The sequence below is a fragment of the Bauldia sp. genome, from assembly GCF_965232525.1.
GTDB lineage: Bacteria > Pseudomonadota > Alphaproteobacteria > Rhizobiales > Kaistiaceae > Bauldia.
On record NZ_OZ246980.1, the window covers coordinates 3768328 to 3787796 of the forward strand.

The window sequence follows — 19469 nt, forward strand, 5'->3', positions numbered from 1 at the left end:
TTCAAATCAGAACCTGGACGCCTTTCGGTGACATGACGCCGGTCCCGGCGTCACACGCTTTTGTGATAGTCTCGGATCGCATTCTGACCGAACAAGGAGGTTCGCGGTGTCTCTGCTCCGACCCGCCGCTATGGCCGCGGCGATCATCATTTCGAGCGGCGCCTCGGCCGCCGATCTGATCACCGATGCGTCCTTCGCCTGTAGTCTAGGCAAGACGATCGATGCCGCGTTCTATCCCGACCGCGTTTCAGTGGTGTTGAGCGACGGCCGTGACTTCACTTTGCCGCAGACCATGTCGGGATCGGGCGCGCGCTACGCCAATGCCAACGAGACAATCGTCTTCTGGAACAAGGGCAACACGGCGTTCCTCACCGAGGGTACCGATGCGACGCCAACCTACAATGGCTGCATCCGCGTCAGCGACGAGGTGCCGGACTCCGGCTGGTTGGTCTTCGCGAGTTCCGAGTTCGGGTTTTCGCTGCGATATCCGCCGGGCTATACCGTCGATGGCGGCTACGTCTACCAGGGGCTCGGTCCGAACAACGACATCACCGGCGTGGCGTTTACAATTCCGGCTGCAATGACCGACGGCACCAACCTCGCAAGCGACACGAAACTCAGCGTCGAGACGCTACCCGATCTGTCCGACTGCGCTGCACCCGCATTCCTCCCGTCTGGGGCTACGCCGGCCGAGACGATCACCGAAAACGGAACTGAGTACTCCGTGGCCTCGCTCAGCGATGCGGGCGCCGGCAACCTTTATGACCAACGGGTGTACGCCCTCGTCGGCACGTCCCCCTGTCTTGCCGTCCGCACATTCATCCACTCGACCAACCTTGCCAACTACGACCCCGGAACCGTCGTCGCGTTCGACGAACAAGCCCTGGTCGACCAGTTCGACGCGATGCGAAGGACGCTGGTGATCGGCCAATAATCACGTGTCTTCCCGAGCAAAACCGGTTGCCGTCGTTCTCGCCGGCGGACGCGGACGGCGACTGGGAGGTCGGGACAAGGCATTCGTTCCACTCGGCGCCCGGCCGCTGATCGCGCACGTCCTTACGAGGCTTGCACCACAGGCCAGCTCTGTCGTTATCAGCGCTAATGGTGATCCCAACCGGTTCGCAGCGTTCCGACTGCCAGTGGTCGGCGATCCTGTTGCCGGCCATGCCGGCCCGCTCGCGGGATTGCTGGCCGGGATGGAGTGGACAATGGCGCATGCGCCGGACGCTAAACGCATCGTCACCGTCGCGGTGGACACGCCGTTCATTCCCTCCGATCTCGTGTCGAGACTCCCCGGCGGAACCGGGGGTAACCGTATTGCTGTCGCGCGAACGGCCGGTCGCCTTCACAAGGTCATTGGCCTGTTCCCGATCTCCCTCAGGGAGAGTCTCGCTCAGTTCCTCGCCCACTCGCCTTCCCGTCGCGTCGGTGATTGGCTGGAACAGATCGGCTTTGCCGCCGTCGATTTCGATACGGAAGATGGTTTCGATCCGTTCTTCAACGTCAACACGCCGAACGACCTTGCCGAAGCGGAGCGCCACCTATCCGCCCTTCAACTCCACTCGCCGGCCTGACGCGACTGACGTTCAGTCCATGCCCACGAACGCCGCCGATATCCTTGCTGAACTGAAGACGCTCGGATCGGAAAAGAGCCGCGCTGGCATGGCGCGATATGGCATCAACACCGACAAGGCGTTTGGGATTTCGATGGCTGAACTCCGCCCCATCGCCCGACGACATCGCCGCGATCACACGTTGGCTGCGGCGCTATGGGACAGCGGCTATCACGAGGCGCGGCTGCTTGCCGTCCTGATCGACGATCCCAAGCAGGTGACCGCGGAACAGATGGATGCTTGGTCCGCCGCGTTCGACTCCTGGGACTTGTGCGATCAGGCCTGCCTGAAGCTGTTCGACAAGACCGCCTTCGTCGACAAGAAGATCATCCAATGGGCGCACGACGAGCGAGAGTTCGTTCGCCGTGCCGGCTTTGCCCTGCTCGCCGCCCACACGATTCACGGAAAGACGGTGCCTGACACGACGTTCCTCGATTATCTGCCTCTGATCGAACGACATGCGACGGACGAGCGGAATTTCGTGAAGAAGGCCGTGAACTGGGCCCTCCGCCAAATCGGCAAGCGGTCGATCACGCTCCACGGACCGGCGTTGGCGCTTGCCGAAAGGCTGGCTGAGGCCGACAACAAGGCTGCCCGGTGGATCGGCCGAGACGCCGCCCGCGAGCTTTCCGATCCGGTTCAGCTGGAGCGGATCGCCAAGCGAAGCGCCAAATGACGGTCAACGCTCTTATTGCCGCGAAGCGCCGGTCTTTTCCTTGGCGAGAACGACATAGCTCAACGGCAGTTGCGTAGTGTGCTTGATCTGCTCCATCGCGAAGGTCGTGGAGACATCGGCGATGTCGATCCGTTCGATCAGGCGTTTGTAGAACGCATCATAGGCGTCGATATCCGGCACGACGACTCGCAGCAGGTAATCGACCTGACCGGCCATCCGGTAGAACTCGACGACTTCAGGCATCTCGCGGATCACCTCCGCGAACCGGCGAAGCCACTCGTCATTGTGCTGGTTGGTGGTGATCGCAACGAACGCTGTGACGCGCGTATTCACCTTGGTGGGATCGAGCAGGGCAACGCGGCCGAGGATGACACCATCCTCTTCGAGCTTCTGAATCCGACGCCAACACGGTGTCGTCGAAAGCCCAATTCGTCGCCCGATTTCGGCGACAGGTATCGTCGAGTCTTCCTGGAGAATCTGCAGTATCTTGCGGTCGAGTCGATCAATCATCTCCTCATTCCATCGCTAAATGATTCGCCTTGTTACGTTACAGCCGGAAGAAAATGCCAAACTGACAACGCAATGCTTTAATCTTTGGATACATTTTCCGTGGAGCGGTAGCGGTCATCACCGGGCGAGTCAAGCATCCGGTAGATGTCGCGCGATCGCCTCACTGAGATAGGGAAGAAGCTCGGTCTCGAACCATGGGTTCTTCTTCAGCCAGGCGTTGTTGCGCCAGGAGGGATGGGGCAGCGGAACGACCGTCGGGTTGGTGGTCGCAACGATGTCGCGCCAGCGCGAGACCGTCTCGGTCAGCGATCCGCCGGCTTCGGCGCGAAGGTGCCAACGCTGGGCGTAGGAGCCGACCGCTAGCACAAGTTTCACTTGAGGCAGTCGTGCCATCAGCGCCTCCCGCCAGGCCGGCGCGCACTCTCGCCGTGGCGGGAGATCAGCACCGCGGGCATCCTGCCCGGGGAAACAGAAGCCCATTGGGACGATCGCGATGCGGCGACGGTCGTAGAACGTATCGGAATCCACCCCCATCCATGCCCGCAGACGGTCTCCGGACGGATCAGTGAACGGCTTTCCTGACGCGTGAACGCGCGTACCCGGCGCTTGTCCGGCGATACAGATCGTTGCGGTTCGCGAAACTTGGAGCACCGGCCGCGGTTCATGTGGCAGTGGCGGCCCCGTTGGCGCATCGCGACAAATCCGACACGCCCGAATCTCGCGCGTCAGCGCTGAGAGCGTCAGGCGCACATTGGGATCGGACGTTGCGACTGGGGCTTCGTTTTGTGGCGTCAAACCATCCTCATTTCGTTAACCACGCTGGGCAGCCTGAGGTTAAGCCTTGCCGTCGATCCTATAGAAACAACTCAAACGGGTACCCGTCCTGGCCATCGAAACGCTGAGATGACACCTTGACCGTCCGACACCTCTACGAAGAAGACGACCGTATCACGCGGCACGATGAGAGTGGCGGCCTTGGCCGGTGGCCGCTCCATTTCTCGTCGCAGGTTACTGTTGCCGCAGCAGTCGCAGCGGCGCTGCTTTCGATCACTCTTGGTCTGGCGGCTATTTCAACTCATCCCACCAGCATCGTGTTCTTGGCCCTTGCGGTCTCGGCGATCCTGGCACAGGGCGCCGTCCTCTTGCTTACTTTCCGGTACGGATCGGCCGCCCAAACCGCGCGGGAACATCGCTCTGAGACTGCCAGGCTCAAGAGTGAACTGCTGGTTGCCGAGACGTCTGAACGGAAGTGGCGTCGGCTTGCCAAAGAGGCCCATCGAACCAAATCGCGATTTCTCGCAACGATGAGTCACGAGTTGCGAACCCCGCTTAACGCGATCATCGGCTTCTCCGAAATCATGAGCGCCAAGGAACTGCATCCGGTCGATGAAACGAAACACCGCGAGTACGCGGCCAGCATTCACTCCAGTGGTCAGCACCTGCTCAATTTGATCGATGACATCCTCGATCTGTCGCGGATCGAGGCGGGTCACGAAGACCTCAACGAGGAACCGATACATCTGGCCGATGTCGCGGACGCGTGCCGTCGCATGATCGAGCCAAAATCGCTTGAAAAGTCGATTACCGTCAGCGAACGCTACCAGTCTGATCTACCCAGATTGTGGGCGGACGACCGCGCGATCCGCCAGATCGTTCTCAATCTTCTCACAAACGCCGTGAAGTACACGCCGACCGGCGGGTCGATCACAATCGAGGTCGGCACAGTAGCTGGTGGTCAATTCGTGTGCGTGCGCGATACAGGTCCCGGCATTGCGGAAAATGAGATTCCGATCGCGCTGTCCGCGTTCGGCCGGGGGATCGCCGCCACCCGAGGTGCTGAACAAGGTGTTGGCCTCGGCCTTCCGATCGTTCAAGCCTTGGTACAGCTACATGAGGGGACCTTCACCTTGCGATCGCCGCCCGGAGAAGGCACCTACGCGACCGTCACGTTCCCGGCATCGCGAGTGATGCGGGAGCAGAGCGAACCGACGAGCAAGTCTCGCTGGCGCGAGGCCAGCTGACGCTATTCCGATTGATCGTCGGCTTCTGAGACGCCGGCCTGATCGAACGTCGCCATGCCACGATGAACGGTCGCGGCAGAGCGCACAATCCCGGCTGCCAGCGCGGCACCGGTCCCCTCACCCAGCCGCATTCCGAGGTCGAGCATCGGTTCCTTGTCCATCGCGGCGAGCACCCGGGTGTGCCCCGGTTCGGCGGATACGTGGCCGAAGAGACAGTGATCGACGGAGGAGGCGTCGAGGGCGTGAAGGATGGCGGCGGCCGACGTCGCCACGAAGCCATCGACGACAACGGGGATGCGGCCATGACGCGCGGCGACGATCGCGCCCGCCATCGCGGCAATTTCGCGGCCACCGAGGCGCCGCAGAACTTCAAGTGGATCGCCAAGCCAGTCCGCGTGGCATGTCAGCGCCGTGGCAACGACAGCGCGCTTTCGGGCAAGGCCCGGTTCGTCCAGTCCGGTCCCCGGCCCGACCCAATCATCGGCGGTGCCACCAAACAGGGCATTGCAGATCGCCGCAGCGATCGTTGTGTTGCCGATCCCCATCTCGCCGATGCACAGCAAATCGTGACCGCCCGCCGTGGCTTCCATCCCGAACGCCATCGTCCCGGCGCATGTGACCTCGTCCATCGCCGGTTCGATCGTGATGTCAGCAGTGGGATGGTCGAGAGCGAGATCGAACACCTTCAGGCCAAGATCGAGCGTCAGACAGATCTGGTTGATCGCCGCACCACCAGCGGCAAAGTTGTCCACCATTTGGCGGGTGACCTCCGGCGGAAAAGCCGAGACCCCGCGTGCCACCACCCCGTGATTGCCCGCGAAAATCGCCACTAGGGGTCGATCGACGCTGGGTTGCGGTTTCGCTTGCCAGGCCGCAAGCCACTCGACAATGCGCTCCAACCGCCCAAGCGAGCCCGGCGGCTTGGTCAGCAGCGCATCCCGCAAACGCACGGCTTCGACCGCCGCGCCATCCGGCCCCGGCATCGTCGCAATCAGGTTGCGGATATCGTCGAACGGAAGGCCTGACTCTGGCCGCATCGAGTCCTCATTCTTATCGTCGTCGACTCGCTTGGAGCGGCGAAAGGCTGGTTCTATAAGCCACGCAGCATCCTCCGCAACTCCGACAAACGGGGCACCGTCATGGTCATCGGAACCGCGACTCGCCGGGAAGCCGCCGCGATGCTGGCGGATTTCCTTGCGTCGTTGGCGTTCCTCACCCGATTGCCGACTTCGGATACGCGCGACGATGCGCCGCCCGATTTCACCCGCGCGTCGCGGATGTTCCCGGTGGTCGGAGTCATCGTCGGGCTGATCGGCGCTGCGATTCTGGTCGCAACTGCCCTGCTTGGCACGCCTCCGGCGCTTGCCGCCGCGCTCGCCGTGGCCGCGACGCTGGCCGTCACCGGTGCCCTGCATGAGGACGGGCTCGCGGACACGCTCGACGGCTTCGGCGGCGGAAAGACTCGCGACCGGAAGCTTGAGATCATGCGCGACAGCAATATCGGGACCTTCGGAGCGGTTGCTCTGATCTTCTCGATTCTGTTCCGTGTGCTGGCCTTGTGGAGCCTCGCACGCGGCGATCCCTGGCGAGCCGGCCTGGTCCTGATCGCCGCGGAAGCAGTTTCACGCGCGGCGATGCTTCAAGCCTGGTCGATCTTGCCCGCGGCGCGGGCGGACGGTCTCGCCCACGACACCGGACCGCCAAGCGAAAGCGCCTTGTTGACCGGGCAAGCCGTCAGTCTTGCTGTTGTGTTGGCGCTGGTGTGGCCGGTCGCCGGATTCGCCGCCATGATCGCCGGCATTCTCCTGACGGTGATCGTTACCTATATCTTCATTCGCATGGCACGCGCTCAGATCGGCGGCCGGACCGGCGATACACTCGGTGCGTGCCAACAAATTGCCGTAGCCGCGTTCCTTATCGGCGCGGCGAGTGCGTCCTGAGTTCGAACGAAAAGGATGTCTTCCGCTCGTGGTCGATGACCGTGACCCAAGAAGCCCGCTGTTACCCCGACTAATCCTCGGGCTGGTCGTCGTCGGTCTGATCGCCGGAATCGGCTTCTTCGTGTTGGATGTTGGATTTATCGGGCAAGATATTGATTTACCGAGGCTAGTCGCGCTGATCGCGATCCTGCTGTTCGTCGGCGCTGGTATCTTGGTGCGCCCGATCGGGGCATGGCAGGTCGTCAGGTCGATGGGGATATGGGCGGCGGTCATCCTTGTGATCGCTGGTCTTTACGCCAGCCGCGACGAGCTCGCCGGCTTTGCCGGACGCCTGGTTGGGTCGCTCGCCCCCGGCGTGCCCATAACCGGTCAGCTCACAGGCGACGGCAATCCCGAAAGCGTCGCCTTTACGCGCGCCTTCGACGGCCACTTCGCTGTCCGGGCCACGGTTGACGACGTCCCGGTTGCAATGCTGTTCGACACCGGCGCCAGTTTCGTGACCCTGACCAGCAACGACGCCCGGCGCGTTGGTATCGATCCGGCGGAGCTGTCGTTCGTCGTCCCGATCCGGACCGCGAACGGTGTGATGCGGGCCGCGGCGATCACGCTCGACACGATGTCGATCGGGCCGATCGAGCAACGGAACGTTCGCGCCCTCGTCGCACCCTCCGGCCTGCTTGGCCAGAGTCTGCTCGGGCTGTCGTTCCTCAACGAACTGCATGGCTACGCCATCATGGGCGATCGCTTGGTGCTGACGCCCTAGGTCAGCGATAGGGAGAACCGTGCCGCCACCACCAGCAGGAACAGGCCGAACGCGATCTCGAGCTGCCGGCGCGACAAGGCGTGCGCCAGCCGCACCCCGACCGGCGCCATGAGAATGCTGGTCGGTATCACCACCAGCACGCCGACAAGGTTGACGAAGCCCAGCGACAGCGGCGGCAACAGCGGATTGCCCCAGCCGGCCCACATGTAGCCAATCGCGCCGGGAATGGAGATCAGCACACCGACACCCGCCGATGTCGATACCGCCTGATGGATCGGGCGACCGTAGAGGGTCATGTAGGCGTTCGTGATAATGCCACCGCCGATACCCATCAGGGTCGAGAAGAAGCCGATCAGGGACCCGACGATCGCCCGGGATGGATTGCCGGGAATGTCCGCGCCCAGCCGCCAGTGTTCCCGGGCAAAGATCAGTTTCAGCGCAACGACAAGCGCAATCGCGGCAAAGATACCCCGCAGCGCAGCGCCCGAAATCACCGCCGCGACCACGGAGGCAACCACGACGCCGACAGGGACGGGAATCGCGAAGCTGCGGAACAAGGCCATGTCCACCGTGCCGCGTCGCTTGTGAGCGAGGAACGAGCGCAGCGACGTGGGGATGATGATGGCAAGCGACGTGCCGACGGCGATATGCATGCGCACCGACTCGTCAACACCCACATAGGCGAGCGCCTCGTACATGATGGGAACCACAACGGCGCCGCCGCCGATGCCGAATAAGCCGGCAAGCAGGCCCGACACCGCGCCCGATGCCAGTAGCGCGAGCGCAAGCTGTAGAAGCTCGGCGGGCGAGGCGGTAATTTCCATCGACGGCGCGACCGCTACGCCACGGCCAACTGGGTGACAGACGGTTCGCTCATCGCGGCCGGCGCGGAAACCTCCGGACCAACGGCGGCAAGCGCTTCCGACAAAACGGTGAGGTCGCCCCCCGAACTCTGGCTCGAGAGCACCTGACGCCATCGCCGTGCACCCGGCCGACCATGGAACAGGCCGAGCATATGCCGCGTGATCTGGTGCAGCCGCACGCCGTCGGCCAGCGCCGCTTCGATGTAGGGCATCATTCCAAGGACGGCGTCTTCCGGCTGAATGCTTGAGGGCATCCCCAAGTATCGCCGATCGATCTCGGCGAGGAGCGCAGGTCGCTGATACGCGGCGCGGCCGAGCATCACGCCGTCGACCTTCGTCAGGTGGTCGCCAACGGCTTCGAGTGTTTCGACGCCGCCGTTGATCCCGACAAACGTGCTCGGCAATCGCTGTTTCAGACGATAGACCCGCCCACAATCGAGCGGCGGAATCTCCCGGTTCTCCTTTGGACTGAGCCCGGAGAGCCAGGCCTTGCGGGCATGAACCCAGATCCCGTCACAACCTTCCTCCACGACCGCATCGGCCAGTTCATCGAGCGCCGGCTCGGTGTCCTGATCGTCAACGCCAAGCCGGCATTTGACCGTGACCGGGATCGCCACCGACGCTTTCATCGCCGCGACACACGCGCCGACCAGCTGCGGCGTCTTCATCAGACACGCACCGAAGATGCCGGACTGAACCCGATCGGACGGACAACCGACGTTAAGGTTGATTTCGTCGTAGCCGAACGCCTCCGCAATGCGAGCGGCGGTCGCCAGTCGCTCCGGATCGGCGCCGCCAAATTGGATCGCGACCGGGTGCTCTACCGGCGAAAACCCAATCAGGCGCTGCCGGTCGCCATGGATTACCGCATCGGCGACGACCATCTCGGTATAGAGCAGTGCTCGGCGCGTAAGCTGCCGATGGAAGAACCGGCAGTGCCGGTCCGTCCAATCCATCATGGGGGCAACCGCGATGATCTTGTCGTGAGCGCGCATTCTAGTGTCGATCAAGCTTAGCGACAGAGCGCGCATTCCTTACGCCGAAACGACCGCAGTTTCGAGTCCGGCTTTGGCCACAGCATCAAGCCGCGGCGGCGAGTTCCGTCGGTTCGACAATCGACTTCCAGCCGATCGCCTGGTTGGGCACGGCGGGCTCCCAGCCCGCAGCCTCTTTGAAGCGTGCCGCCGAGACGCGCTGGCTTCGCGCCAAGAGTTGCCGCACGTCGGATGGCAATGCAAACCGCGAGAGGAAACCCGGAAGCCTGCGAAGTTTGGTTCGCCCAACCGCCTCTGCCAGAGCCTCTATCGCCTGCTCTTGCGTGAACGGTTCGTCCTCAACAACGTCGAAGATCCCGCTCGGCGCTTGGCGCAGTGCTGCAACAACAGCCGCCGCCGCATCATCGATCCAGATCAGGGAGCGATAGCTTCCGGTCGGAGCGAATGCCGCCGCGAAGCCTTTCCGCGCCAGCGCGATCGTGTCGGCGCTGTCCCGGGACGTTGGGCCGTAGAACGACCCGAGACGCAGCGATATCCCGCGACGATCGGCGTGTGAGTCGGCAAAACGGGCGACGTGCTGCTCCGCAGCCAGCGTCGACCAAAGCAACGGCAGCGGTTCCAGCTGCGCCGTGGCCGCCGACAGCCACCGATCGCCGCCGTCGCCGTACATGAAGCACACACTCGGATAGATGACCGTCTTCACGCTGCCAATGTCGAGCGCTGCCTCGACCAGCGCAGCGGTACCGTTCTCACGGATTCGATCGTTGTCCGCCCAGGCATCGTGACGCTTCAAATCAGCGGTCGGCGGGATGTGGGTCGCCAGGTGGAGTATGGCATCGCAACCGCGCAGGTGCGCGGCGAGTGATGTCGGGTCGAACAAATCGGCCGAGACCGGGCTCGCGCCCATTTTCATGATTTCGGCATGGTTTGCCTCCGACCGCGCCAGGGCGGTCACAGCGACGCCGGACCTGATGAGTTCGCCGACCACCGGCCGACCGAGCACGCCGGTGGCGCCCGTCACAAAGATTTTCATTCTGCTATCGTCCTTATGTTTTTCTCTGCCCATTCTTGTCCAAGCGCGGCGATCCGCGGATCGACCGACGCCACGAATTCATCGATCAGTTCGTTCATGGTTTCTCGCGCCAGCGCTGCGCGATAGTCCGCCTCGGCGCGCAACATCGCGCGGTTGATGCCGCACGGCCTGGCGTAGGCGGCGGGATCGTCGATCGCGCATGGCCCGCGTCGGCGGATGTCGGTGCACCGAAACGCCGGTCGGGTTCCCTCGACCGCGTCAACGACATCCAGAAGTGAAATCTCACCGGCGGGTCGAGCCAGGCTGTAGCCGCCGTTCGGCCCCGGCGCCGAATTCAGGATGCCACTCGCGGTCAGCGTCTTGAGATGCTTCAGCAGGTAACTTTCCGGCACCCCGTGGAACTCGGCCATGGCCTTGCCCGACAAACGGCTCGCTGCCGGCAAGGCCCCCAGCAGCATCACGCAGTGCGCTGCCCATTCGACTCCATCGCTCAGTTTCATTGCCAGTCGCCGCTCGATGCTCGAACTCTTATCATCGATATTCTTTATCCAGGATATTTCTTGGAGTCAATACGCCATGCGATTAATGCCCATCGGTTATCCCGGAACGCCGCGAAAAGCCCGGTTTGCGCAAAATCCAAACGTTTGTATTGACGGAAACCTGATAATCTGGTGCTCTGGCGGTCAAGGCCGGCCGCCGTGGCCGGATTGGGAGGAACGATCATGACCAAGACGGAAAACGGGTTCCCGAGCAGAGTTCGGCGGCTCTTGACCGCATCGGCGATGGCTGCAGGGGCCTCGTTCTTATTCAGCACGTCCGCGAGCGCACAGGACGCCTGCCTTGGCACCGCCCAGGCACTGGCGCTGACCGCGGATCAGGTCAGTGATGTCATGGAGCGCAATCTTCGCTTCGGCTTCCTAACCAACAACATCTCCGACGACTTCAGCCGGACGCTGGTGAAGGGCGGCGAGGACTACGCCAACGAGATCGGCGTCGAGCTGATCGTCAACAGCGCCGATTTCGATGCTAACACCCAGCTGTCGCAGTTCGACGCGCTGGTGCAGCAGCAGGTTGACGGTATCTTCCTCACTGCGGTTGACGCTGGCTCGATCGGCCAGGCCATTCGCCGCGCAAACGATGCCAACATCCCAGTGTTCATCGTCGGCGGTGCGCCGGCCCGCGGCGAGGTTATCTCCGTCATGAACGCCTCGTCGTATCAGGGCAGCTTCGACGCCGGGGCCGTACTGATGGAGACGATCGGCGAGTCGAACGCTAAGATCGCGGTCCTTGGTATCCCGTTTGCGTTACAGACGATCCGCGACCGCGAGAAGGGCATTCTCGATGCCATCGGCGCCGGCGGCGGCCAGATGATCTCGCTCCAATCCGATTTCAGCCAGGAGACCCTCCTCCAGCTTGCGACCAACGTGATCCAGGCCAACCCCGACCTTGGCGGAATATTCGCGACCTGGAGTCTCGCGGTGAACGCGGCGACCGAAGCGGTCAAGCAATCCGGCCGCGACATCCCGATCGCCGGGTATGACTCCGAGGCCCCCGGCTACGTCGAGCTTGCCAGCGGCGACACCAACATCGTCGCCCTGTCCGGACAGCAAGCCGCGTTGCAGGGCCGAGCGGCCATCGAAGGTCTGGTCCAGTCGATCCTTGGTGCCGAACTCTGCGACGAGATCATCACCCCCAACTTGCTGGTGACTGCGGACAATTTTGAGGAAATGTGGTCGATCCAGTACCCCGGCGCCGATCGGCCCTGGGAAAACTGATCCACGCAGCCCGTCGGGAGGCGACCACCGCGCCGCCTCTCGACGTCAGCCGCCGGTGCGGGCCGAACCGATGACACCCGCTCTAGAACTCGTCAGCGTCACCAAGCGTTTTCCCGGCGTGCTCGCCCTCGACGATGTCTCGTTTGACGTTCGCCCAGGTGAGATTCACGCGTTCATGGGCGAGAACGGTGCCGGCAAGTCTACGCTCATGAAGGTCGCTGCCGGTATCCACGCGCCTGACGCCGGCCAGATCACGGTCGGCGGCCGGGACGTTCGCCTGCAAGCGCCATCAGACGCCACGGCGCTTGGTATCGAGACGGTCTTCCAGGAACTCACCGTTCTCCCCAACCTCAGCGTCGGCCACAACATCCTCGTCGGTCGCGAACCGGTGCGGCTTAGCGGACTGATGCTCGACAACGCCGCGCTCTACCGCGAGGCGCAAGCTGTTCTCGATCGACTGAAGATCGAAATCGACGCGCGCACACCGCTTGCGGAACTGTCGACCGGTGAGCGCCAGATGGTCGAGATCGCCAGGGCATGCGCCGAGAAGCCAGTCGTTCTCATCCTTGACGAGCCGACATCGTCGTTGGGTCGCCATGAGGAAGAGGTTCTGTTCGACCTTGTCGAGCGACTTCGCGATGAGGGCGTCGCCATCGTCTACATCACCCATCGGATGTCGGAGGTGTTCCGGTTAAGCAATCGCATCACCGTCCTGCGCGACGGCAGGAAGGTGGTCACCGATGAGACGAACGCGTTCAACCGGGATCGGCTGATTCAGGCGATGGTCGGACGCAAGGTCGAGGACAAGCGACATGCGACCGTTGTCGACGACTTGCCCGTCGCGCTCGAAGCGCGCGGCCTGACCCGCGCTCCCGCGGTTGCTGGCGTCGACCTCGCCCTGCACGCAGGCGAAGTCCTCGGGGTGGCCGGATTGATGGGTGCGGGCCGGACCGAGATGGCACGGCTGATCGCCGGCGTCGGTCGTCCGGACGACGGCACGATGTCGCTGTTTGGCCAACCGTATCGGCCACGCACGGTAACGGAGGCGATCAATCGGGGCGTCGTCTACGTTCCCGAAGACCGGAAACAGCTCGGCCTCATCCTCTCGCTGAGCGTGTCGGACAACGTCGCGCTGCCCAGCCTCAGGCGTTTCGTCCGTCGCGGCTGGCTGTCCGTCAGTCGGCTGCGGAGTTCGGTAGAGACCTGGATGGATCGTCTCGGCGTCAGGGCCGCATCTCCCGATGTGCGCGCCGAAACGCTCTCGGGCGGTAACCAGCAGAAGGTCGTGCTGGCGAAATGGCTCGCCGTAGCACCCAAGGTCATCCTGCTCGACGAACCGACCCGGGGCGTCGATGTCGGCGCCAAGGCCGAGATTTATGAACGAATCCGCGGGTTGGCCGACGACGGGGTCGCCATCATGGTGATTTCCTCCGAGTTGCCGGAGGTGCTCGCGATCAGCGATCGAATCGCCGTCATGGCGGGCGGCGCGATTGTCGGCTTCGTCGCTGCCAAGGACGCCACCGAGGAGGGTCTGCTCGAAATGGCGTTCACCGAGTCGGACGCGGAGATCGCGGCGTGAGCGCCGAGGTCGCCAGCGGCCGGGCAACAGGCGGGATCAACTACGCCCGGCTCTTCCGCGACCTCCTCCCCTATCTCGGGCTCCTCGCGCTGATCGTCTACTTCTCGTTCGCCAGCGATTTCTTTCTGAACACCCGCAACTTCGAGCGCCTTGTCACCGACTCGGCCACGCTCATTCTCGTAGCGCTCGGCATGACGCTGGTCATCCTGATCGCCGAGATCGACCTGTCGGTGGGTGCCGTAGTAGCGCTTTTGTCGGTGATCCTCGCCCAGGCCATGGCGAACGGGATCGCCTGGCCCCTTGCCGTCGCGCTGACGCTCGTCCTTGCTGTCGGCATCGGAACCCTCAACGGCGTCATTACGGTCATCGGTCAGATCCCGTCGTTCATCGTCACGCTGGGCATGCTGGCAATCGCCACCGGCCTGGCGTTCATCTTCACCGGCGCGGTATCGGTGCCGATCCTCGACGAGGTGTTTCTCGACCTCTTCTATTCGGATGCGGTGCTTGGAATTCCGGTCCCGCTGGTGATCGTTGCCATTGCGTTTCTGCTTTGTCTGGTAACGCTCAAGCGCACGGCATTTGGACGCGAGCTGTTCGCCATCGGCGCCAATGCCGAGGCCGCCAGGCTTTCCGGCGTCGCGGTCAGGCGCAACAAGATCACTGTGTTCGCGATCATGGGTCTGTTGGTCGGGGTCGGCGCAGTTCTCAGCGCCTCGCGCCTCGGTAGCGGCGCACCAGGAAGCAGCCCTTCCCTGACCCTCGATGCAATCGCCGCCGTCATCATCGGCGGTGCAAGCCTGTTCGGCGGCAGGGCATCCATACTGCGCACGCTGCTCGGTGCACTGCTGATCGCCGTGCTCAACAACGGCATGGTCCTCCTCAACATCAACGTGGACGCCCAGTTCATCGTCAAGGGTGTGATCATCCTGATCGCGGTCGTCCTCGAACGGATCGCCTCGGGTGGCCGTTGATATGAGCACGACAACACCAGGACAGCCGACCGCGAAGCAGGCCCGACGCGCGCTGCTGGCTTCCTCCGGAATCTACATCGCCTTCGCTCTGATCGTGATCGCGCTGGCCATTCTCAGCCCGGCGTTCCGTACGCCCGAAAACTTGATCAATATCGGCCGGCAGATCGCGATCCTCGGCATTGCCTCGTTTGCGATGACCTTCGTCATCCTGCTCGGCGAGATCGACTTGAGCATCGGCGCCGTCGCGTCCGCGGCGGGTGTGGTGACTGCGCTCGCGTTGGCGGGCGACTTTGGTTTCTGGGCTATTCCTGTTGCACTGGCGGTCGGTGCCGGTTTTGGCCTCCTCAACGGCCTGTTGACCGTTTACATCGCGGTTCCGTCGTTCATCGCCACATTGGTCAGTTTCTTCATTGCGCAGGGCTTGGCACTAACGCTCACCCGCGGCCAGACGATCATCTTCTCCGCCGATTGGTTCAGGGAGCTGTTCGCCACGGGCTCCGTATTCGGCCTGCGTGCCGCCTTCCTTTGGGTCGTCGTGATGTTCGTCGTGTTGTGGTGGCTGCTGGCGCGAACGCGTTTCGGCGCCCACGTTTACGCGGTCGGCGGAAGCCAGGACAGCGCCCGGATGCTCGGGCTTGCCGTCGACCGCATGAAGATCGCCGTGTTCACCATGGCGGGTGCTCTGATGGGGCTGGTGGGGATGATCCTCATCGCCCGGATCGGCAACGCCCGCGCCGACGGCGCCGTCGGGCTCGAGTTCGATGCCATTGCCGCCGTCGTGCTCGGCGGCACCGCGCTCGGTGGTGGGTACGGTTCGCTGTTGCGAACCCTGGTCGGTGTCATGCTCGTCGGGGTGATGAACAACGGCCTCGCCATTCTCAACGTCGACTTCAATACGCAGCAAGTGATTAAGGGCGCGCTCGTCATCGGGATTGTGTTGATCGATCGGTGGGCACGCGACGCAAGAAGGGACCGATCATGAGCCGACCGAAGAACCGCGAAAAAATGTCTGAGCGCGCTCCCGCGATGGGGACCGTCGAGCGGCTGGCAAGCGGCCTGCTGTTCGTGGAAGGCCCCGCCTGGATTGCCGAACACGGCATGCTGCTCTTCACCGACATTCCCGCGAACGTCATCTACCGCTGGGACGATAGTGGTTTGGCCCGGTGGTGCGAAAACGCCCATTTCGCCATTGGCCTGTCGCGCGGCCGGCACGGACGTTTGCTCGCCTGCGAACACACGACGCGATCCCTCACCGCTTACGACATCAAGGATGACGGCTCGGTCGGAGACAGGACAATCCTCGCCAGTGGACTTGGTGATCGCGTGCTCAACTCGACCAACGACGTGATCTGCACCAGCGATGGGACCGTCCTGTTCACCGACCCGCCATTTGGCGTGCGGGCCGAGGAGGGCGAATTGCACGGATATCAGCAAGCGATGGAACTGCCGGGCTGTTACGTCTTCGCGGTCGGACCGACGGTGACATCGCCCCACGTCGTCATCGACGACATCTATCGACCGAACGGGCTCTGTCTCTCACCCGATGAGCGAACACTCTATGTCAGCGACTCGTCCGAACGTCATCACAAGGTTGTCGCCTACGATGTCGGCGCCGGCTGGGCGATGACGAACCCGCGCGATTTCGCGGTGATGCCCGTCGGCGTGCCGGACGGGATGCGGGTCGACGCCGACGGCAACCTCTGGGTCGGCGGCGGTGACGGGGTTTACATCTACGCACCGGATGGTTCGCCGATGGGACACGTCGCTGTTCCCGAGATGGTGACAAATCTCGAGTTTGGCGGCGCCGACCTGCGCGATGTGTTCATCACCGCGGTGTCATCGCTTTATCGGGTTCGCGCGGCCACCCCGGGCGGACGCGCATCAGCCGTCCCCAGCTGACCGTGCGCTCACGAGCGCAGCGAGCGACCGGTCTGCGGATCGAACAGATGGACCAGATGCGGCGCAATGCGGAAACCGATCCTGTCACCGGCGCGAACACGGCTCGTCCCGTCGGCAACCGCAATTAATTCCGGATCGTCATCCGAGAACAAGTAGGTCGCCGAACCCGTCGCCTCGACGGCGCTGATGGTCATCACCGCCGTGTCGTCGGTCGCAGGGCTCTCCATCTCGATATGTTCGGGTCGTAGGCCGGCGGTTACGGAGCTCCCCGACCGTAACTCCACGTCGATAGTGAGAACCGGCCGGCCCGCCAGGTCCAGAGCGATGTGCTTTCCATCCTCGGCAACGACGCCAGAGACAAAATTCATCGCAGGCGACCCAATGAACCCGCCGACGAACTGACTGTCCGGCCGTTCGTAAAGGTTCAGTGGCGCGCCCTGCTGTTCGATCACACCGGCGCGCATGACAACGACATGATCGGCCATGGTCATCGCCTCGATCTGGTCGTGCGTCACATAGACCGATGTGGATCCGATGCGGTCATGCAGCGCCCGGATCTCTTTCCGCATGCGCACCCGTAGCGACGCATCGAGATTCGAAAGCGGCTCGTCGAACAGAAACGCCTTGGGCTCGCGGATGATCGCCCGCCCCATCGCGACCCGCTGGCGCTGGCCGCCAGAAAGCTCCTTGGGGCGCCGGTCCAGCAGGCTCTCCAAGCCGATGACCTTCGCCACTTCATCCGCCTTCACGTGGCGCTCGGCTTTCGGCACGCCTTTCAGCCGCAGCGCATAGGTGAGGTTGTCGCGCACGTTCATGTGCGGATAGAGCGCGTAGGACTGGAACACCATCGCCAGATCGCGCTTACGTGGCGGCACACGATTGACGGTTTCCCCGGCGATCCTCAGCGTCCCGGCACTGATCCGTTCGAGACCGGCGATCGAGCGCAGCAACGTCGACTTGCCGCAACCGGATGGCCCAACGAGAGTGACGAACTGCCCTTTTGGAATCGTCAGGTTGATGTTGGCCAGAGCCTGAAAGCTCCCATAGTGCTTGTCGACATTCACGAGCTCGATCTGCGGGGTACCGGTCATTTGAGCGCTCCCGCGGTCAACCCGCTGACGATGTTGCGTTGGAGAATCACAAACACCGCCAGGATCGGCGTCACATAAGTCGCTGCGAAGGCCATGATCGCATTCCAGGTCACCACGTTGGGCTGAAGGTAGTTGGTCATGCCGATCGATGCCGGCTGCAGGCGGTTATCGGCAATCAACGAGGTCGAATAGACGTACTCGCCGAAGCCCTGCATGAAGATCAGCAGCGCCACGACGAGAACGCCGTTTCGCGCCAGCGGCAGGACGATCATGAACAGCGCACCAGCGCGGGAGTTGCCGTCGACGAGCGCGGCTTCCTCGAGTTCGCGCGGGACGGTCATGAAGGCCGCACGGCAGAGGATGACGAAGAACGGCATGGTTTTCGCCGAAATCGCCAGGATGGTCGCGATGCGCGGGTATTCCAGCAGACCGATAGTCGAGAACGCCACGAAAATCGGCGTGACCATCAGGCTCGGCGGCAACACCTGCAACATCAGCACCAGGAACAGGACGACGTCCATCCAGACACTGCGGTAACGCGCCAGGACGTAGGCTGCGCCGGTACCCATGACACCGGTCACCAACGTCACCCCGGTCGCGATGAACACGCTGTTCCACAGGTAGCGCGGAATGTCGCTCTCGGCCCAGATCTCGGCGTAGGTTTGCCATTGGGGCGAACCGGGGAGGAACTCCGGCGGCACGGCGAAGATCGACGTGTTCGTCTTCAGGCTGGTGACGTACATCCAGTAGAGTGGGAAAAGATAGATCGCCGCGAGCACAAACGCGACGGCGAGCAGGATCAGGTTCTTGGTCCGCTCGCTCACAATCGCGTCTCCCCGCGGGTCGAGCGGACATAAATCAGCGAAACCCCGAGCACCACGACGATCATGATCACCGAGATGACCGCTCCGCGTCCGAAATCGAACTCGCGGAAGCTCAATTCCCACGACCAGTACTGAGCGACTGTCGACGATCCAGCCGGCCCACCGGTGGTGATTGCGGCGAACAGATCGAACTGTTGCAGGGTGAATACGATGCCGAGGGCGAGGACCGCGCCGATGGTCGAGCGCATCATCGGCAACGTAATCGTCCAGAAGCGCTGGAAGACGTTGGCCCCGTCGAGCTCGGCGGCTTCATACAGATCGTCGGGAATACCCGCGAGGCCGACCGCCAACAGGATCATGTTGAACGGCATGCCGTACCAGATGTTGGCGAGGATGACCGCGATGAGCGAATAGTCCACGTCCGAGCGCCAGAAGATCGGCTCGTCGATGAAACCCAGGCCCAGGAGAACGTAGTTGATAACCCCGAAGTCGCCGGACAACAGCCAGTTCCACAACACCCCGACCACCAGGCCCGGCATAACCCAGGCGGCCAGAAACAGACCGCGAAACCAGGTGGCGCCGGGAAAGCGCTGATTGAAGAAGAGCGCGAAGGCAAAGCCGATCACGAACTGGAAGAAGACCGACGCCGCGGTGAAGACGATGGTGTTGACGAGCACCGTCCAGGCTAGCGGGTCGGCGATGATGCTCGCGTAGTTCTCCCAACCGACGCCGAGATGAAACAGGCTTCCCAGGCTGAACATGTCGACCTGCTGGAAGCTGATGATGATGTTGTAGAGGAGCGGCAGCCCGGCAAACGCCAACAGATAGCCAAGGGCCAGCAGGATCAACAGCGTGTCGAAGCCGATCCCGTCCCGAAACGATGTGAGGAGCCGTCCCATCGACCTGCGTGACCTGA

General features: G+C 63.0%; 21 protein-coding genes. 11 read left to right on the forward strand and 10 right to left on the reverse strand.

From position 1 onward, the window contains the following. Positions 1–106: 106 nt before the first annotated feature. From ACO076_RS17865 to ACO076_RS17875, 3 genes are read left to right on the forward strand one after another with little or no spacing between them, the layout of a single operon-like run. Complete coding sequence (locus ACO076_RS17865) at positions 107–934, forward strand: MliC family protein (RefSeq protein WP_421724166.1); 828 nt, start codon at positions 107–109, stop codon at positions 932–934. A gap of 4 nt (positions 935–938) precedes the next feature. Continuing rightward, positions 939–1574 (forward strand): molybdenum cofactor guanylyltransferase MobA, encoded by a 636-nt coding sequence (mobA, locus tag ACO076_RS17870; RefSeq protein WP_421724167.1) that lies wholly within the window; start codon positions 939–941, stop codon positions 1572–1574. A gap of 19 nt (positions 1575–1593) precedes the next feature. Continuing rightward, entirely contained in the window at positions 1594–2289 is a 696-nt protein-coding gene (locus ACO076_RS17875) for a DNA alkylation repair protein (RefSeq protein ID WP_421724168.1), read from the forward strand. 12 nt (positions 2290–2301) lie between these two features. On the opposite strand, the gene ACO076_RS17880 is transcribed toward ACO076_RS17875, so the two are convergent. Further along, positions 2302–2799: an Lrp/AsnC family transcriptional regulator gene (locus ACO076_RS17880; RefSeq protein WP_421724169.1), complete on the reverse strand. Its 498-nt coding sequence runs from the start codon at positions 2797–2799 to the stop codon at positions 2302–2304. Positions 2800–2928: 129 nt separating this feature from the next. Beyond that, on the reverse strand, positions 2929–3549 hold the full coding sequence (locus ACO076_RS17885) for a uracil-DNA glycosylase family protein (RefSeq protein ID WP_421726772.1): 621 nt from the start codon (positions 3547–3549) through the stop codon (positions 2929–2931). Positions 3550–3710: 161 nt separating this feature from the next. Here ACO076_RS17885 and ACO076_RS17890 point away from each other — a divergent pair, with 161 nt between their 5' ends. Next, positions 3711–4820, forward strand: a complete 1110-nt coding sequence (locus tag ACO076_RS17890; RefSeq protein ID WP_421724170.1) for a sensor histidine kinase — start codon at positions 3711–3713, stop codon at positions 4818–4820. 2 nt (positions 4821–4822) lie between these two features. Here the strand turns inward: ACO076_RS17890 and cobT are convergent, their stop codons facing one another. Next, positions 4823–5857, reverse strand: coding sequence for a nicotinate-nucleotide--dimethylbenzimidazole phosphoribosyltransferase (gene cobT / locus ACO076_RS17895; RefSeq protein WP_421724171.1), 1035 nt, complete (start codon positions 5855–5857; stop codon positions 4823–4825). 102 nt (positions 5858–5959) lie between these two features. Here cobT and cobS point away from each other — a divergent pair, with 102 nt between their 5' ends. Together cobS and ACO076_RS17905 are read left to right on the forward strand one after the other, a co-directional pair. Then, positions 5960–6760 carry an adenosylcobinamide-GDP ribazoletransferase gene (gene cobS, locus ACO076_RS17900; RefSeq protein ID WP_421724172.1) on the forward strand — a complete coding sequence of 267 codons (801 nt, stop codon included), beginning with the start codon at positions 5960–5962 and terminating at the stop codon, positions 6758–6760. A 28-nt stretch (positions 6761–6788) separates the two neighbouring features. Beyond that, positions 6789–7523, forward strand: coding sequence for a retropepsin-like aspartic protease family protein (locus tag ACO076_RS17905; RefSeq protein WP_421724173.1), 735 nt, complete (start codon positions 6789–6791; stop codon positions 7521–7523). On the opposite strand, the gene ACO076_RS17910 is transcribed toward ACO076_RS17905, so the two are convergent. The 4 genes from ACO076_RS17910 to ACO076_RS17925 form a co-directional block, all read right to left on the reverse strand. After that, positions 7520–8347 (reverse strand): sulfite exporter TauE/SafE family protein, encoded by an 828-nt coding sequence (locus ACO076_RS17910; protein WP_421724174.1) that lies wholly within the window; start codon positions 8345–8347, stop codon positions 7520–7522. The genes ACO076_RS17905 and ACO076_RS17910 overlap by 4 nt on opposite strands. Positions 8348–8361: 14 nt before the next feature. Beyond that, positions 8362–9381 (reverse strand): tRNA dihydrouridine(20/20a) synthase DusA, encoded by a 1020-nt coding sequence (gene dusA / locus ACO076_RS17915; protein ID WP_421724175.1) that lies wholly within the window; start codon positions 9379–9381, stop codon positions 8362–8364. Between the two features lie 85 nt (positions 9382–9466). Next, positions 9467–10414: an NAD-dependent epimerase/dehydratase family protein gene (locus ACO076_RS17920; protein ID WP_421724176.1), complete on the reverse strand. Its 948-nt coding sequence runs from the start codon at positions 10412–10414 to the stop codon at positions 9467–9469. Continuing rightward, positions 10411–10914: an RrF2 family transcriptional regulator gene (locus tag ACO076_RS17925; RefSeq protein WP_421724177.1), complete on the reverse strand. Its 504-nt coding sequence runs from the start codon at positions 10912–10914 to the stop codon at positions 10411–10413. Before ACO076_RS17925 ends, ACO076_RS17920 begins: the two co-directional genes overlap by 4 nt. 222 nt (positions 10915–11136) lie before the next feature. On the opposite strand from ACO076_RS17925, the gene ACO076_RS17930 reads away from it, so the two are divergent. The 5 genes from ACO076_RS17930 (at position 11137) to ACO076_RS17950 (ending at position 16638) form a co-directional block, all read left to right on the forward strand. After that, positions 11137–12189, forward strand: a complete 1053-nt coding sequence (locus ACO076_RS17930) for a sugar ABC transporter substrate-binding protein (RefSeq protein ID WP_421724178.1) — start codon at positions 11137–11139, stop codon at positions 12187–12189. A 70-nt stretch (positions 12190–12259) separates the two neighbouring features. After that, positions 12260–13768, forward strand: coding sequence for a sugar ABC transporter ATP-binding protein (locus ACO076_RS17935; protein ID WP_421724179.1), 1509 nt, complete (start codon positions 12260–12262; stop codon positions 13766–13768). Then, the gene (locus ACO076_RS17940) at positions 13765–14739 is read left to right on the forward strand and encodes an ABC transporter permease (RefSeq protein ID WP_421724180.1); all 975 of its coding nucleotides are present in this window, start codon (positions 13765–13767) and stop codon (positions 14737–14739) included. Before ACO076_RS17935 ends, ACO076_RS17940 begins: the two co-directional genes overlap by 4 nt. A gap of 1 nt (position 14740) precedes the next feature. Continuing rightward, on the forward strand, positions 14741–15721 hold the full coding sequence (locus ACO076_RS17945; protein WP_421724181.1) for an ABC transporter permease: 981 nt from the start codon (positions 14741–14743) through the stop codon (positions 15719–15721). Continuing rightward, a complete protein-coding gene (locus ACO076_RS17950) occupies positions 15718–16638 on the forward strand; it encodes an SMP-30/gluconolactonase/LRE family protein (RefSeq protein ID WP_421724182.1) in 921 nt (306 codons plus the stop codon). The genes ACO076_RS17945 and ACO076_RS17950 overlap by 4 nt, the downstream gene beginning before the upstream one ends. A gap of 8 nt (positions 16639–16646) precedes the next feature. Here the strand turns inward: ACO076_RS17950 and ACO076_RS17955 are convergent, their stop codons facing one another. From ACO076_RS17955 to ACO076_RS17965, 3 genes are read right to left on the reverse strand one after another with little or no spacing between them, the layout of a single operon-like run. Next, a complete protein-coding gene (locus tag ACO076_RS17955) occupies positions 16647–17729 on the reverse strand; it encodes an ABC transporter ATP-binding protein (RefSeq protein ID WP_421724183.1) in 1083 nt (360 codons plus the stop codon). Next, positions 17726–18553, reverse strand: a complete 828-nt coding sequence (locus tag ACO076_RS17960) for a carbohydrate ABC transporter permease (RefSeq protein ID WP_421724184.1) — start codon at positions 18551–18553, stop codon at positions 17726–17728. The genes ACO076_RS17955 and ACO076_RS17960 overlap by 4 nt, the downstream gene beginning before the upstream one ends. After that, entirely contained in the window at positions 18550–19452 is a 903-nt protein-coding gene (locus tag ACO076_RS17965) for a carbohydrate ABC transporter permease (RefSeq protein ID WP_421724185.1), read from the reverse strand. Before ACO076_RS17965 ends, ACO076_RS17960 begins: the two co-directional genes overlap by 4 nt. Positions 19453–19469: the final 17 nt, after the last annotated feature.

Coding starts and splice junctions, on each gene's coding strand:
- ACO076_RS17955 (WP_421724183.1), bottom strand. CDS start 17,729: ATGACCGGTACCCCGCAGATCGAGCTCGTGAATGTCGACAAGCACTAT.
- ACO076_RS17925 (WP_421724177.1), bottom strand. CDS start 10,914: ATGAAACTGAGCGATGGAGTCGAATGGGCAGCGCACTGCGTGATGCTG.
- cobT (WP_421724171.1), bottom strand. CDS start 5,857: ATGCGGCCAGAGTCAGGCCTTCCGTTCGACGATATCCGCAACCTGATT.
- ACO076_RS17945 (WP_421724181.1), top strand. CDS start 14,741: ATGAGCACGACAACACCAGGACAGCCGACCGCGAAGCAGGCCCGACGC.
- ACO076_RS17935 (WP_421724179.1), top strand. CDS start 12,260: ATGACACCCGCTCTAGAACTCGTCAGCGTCACCAAGCGTTTTCCCGGC.
- ACO076_RS17875 (WP_421724168.1), top strand. CDS start 1,594: ATGCCCACGAACGCCGCCGATATCCTTGCTGAACTGAAGACGCTCGGA.
- cobS (WP_421724172.1), top strand. CDS start 5,960: ATGGTCATCGGAACCGCGACTCGCCGGGAAGCCGCCGCGATGCTGGCG.
- ACO076_RS17880 (WP_421724169.1), bottom strand. CDS start 2,799: ATGATTGATCGACTCGACCGCAAGATACTGCAGATTCTCCAGGAAGAC.
- ACO076_RS17950 (WP_421724182.1), top strand. CDS start 15,718: ATGAGCCGACCGAAGAACCGCGAAAAAATGTCTGAGCGCGCTCCCGCG.
- ACO076_RS17965 (WP_421724185.1), bottom strand. CDS start 19,452: ATGGGACGGCTCCTCACATCGTTTCGGGACGGGATCGGCTTCGACACG.
- ACO076_RS17920 (WP_421724176.1), bottom strand. CDS start 10,414: ATGAAAATCTTTGTGACGGGCGCCACCGGCGTGCTCGGTCGGCCGGTG.
- ACO076_RS17930 (WP_421724178.1), top strand. CDS start 11,137: ATGACCAAGACGGAAAACGGGTTCCCGAGCAGAGTTCGGCGGCTCTTG.
- ACO076_RS17910 (WP_421724174.1), bottom strand. CDS start 8,347: ATGGAAATTACCGCCTCGCCCGCCGAGCTTCTACAGCTTGCGCTCGCG.
- dusA (WP_421724175.1), bottom strand. CDS start 9,381: ATGCGCGCTCACGACAAGATCATCGCGGTTGCCCCCATGATGGATTGG.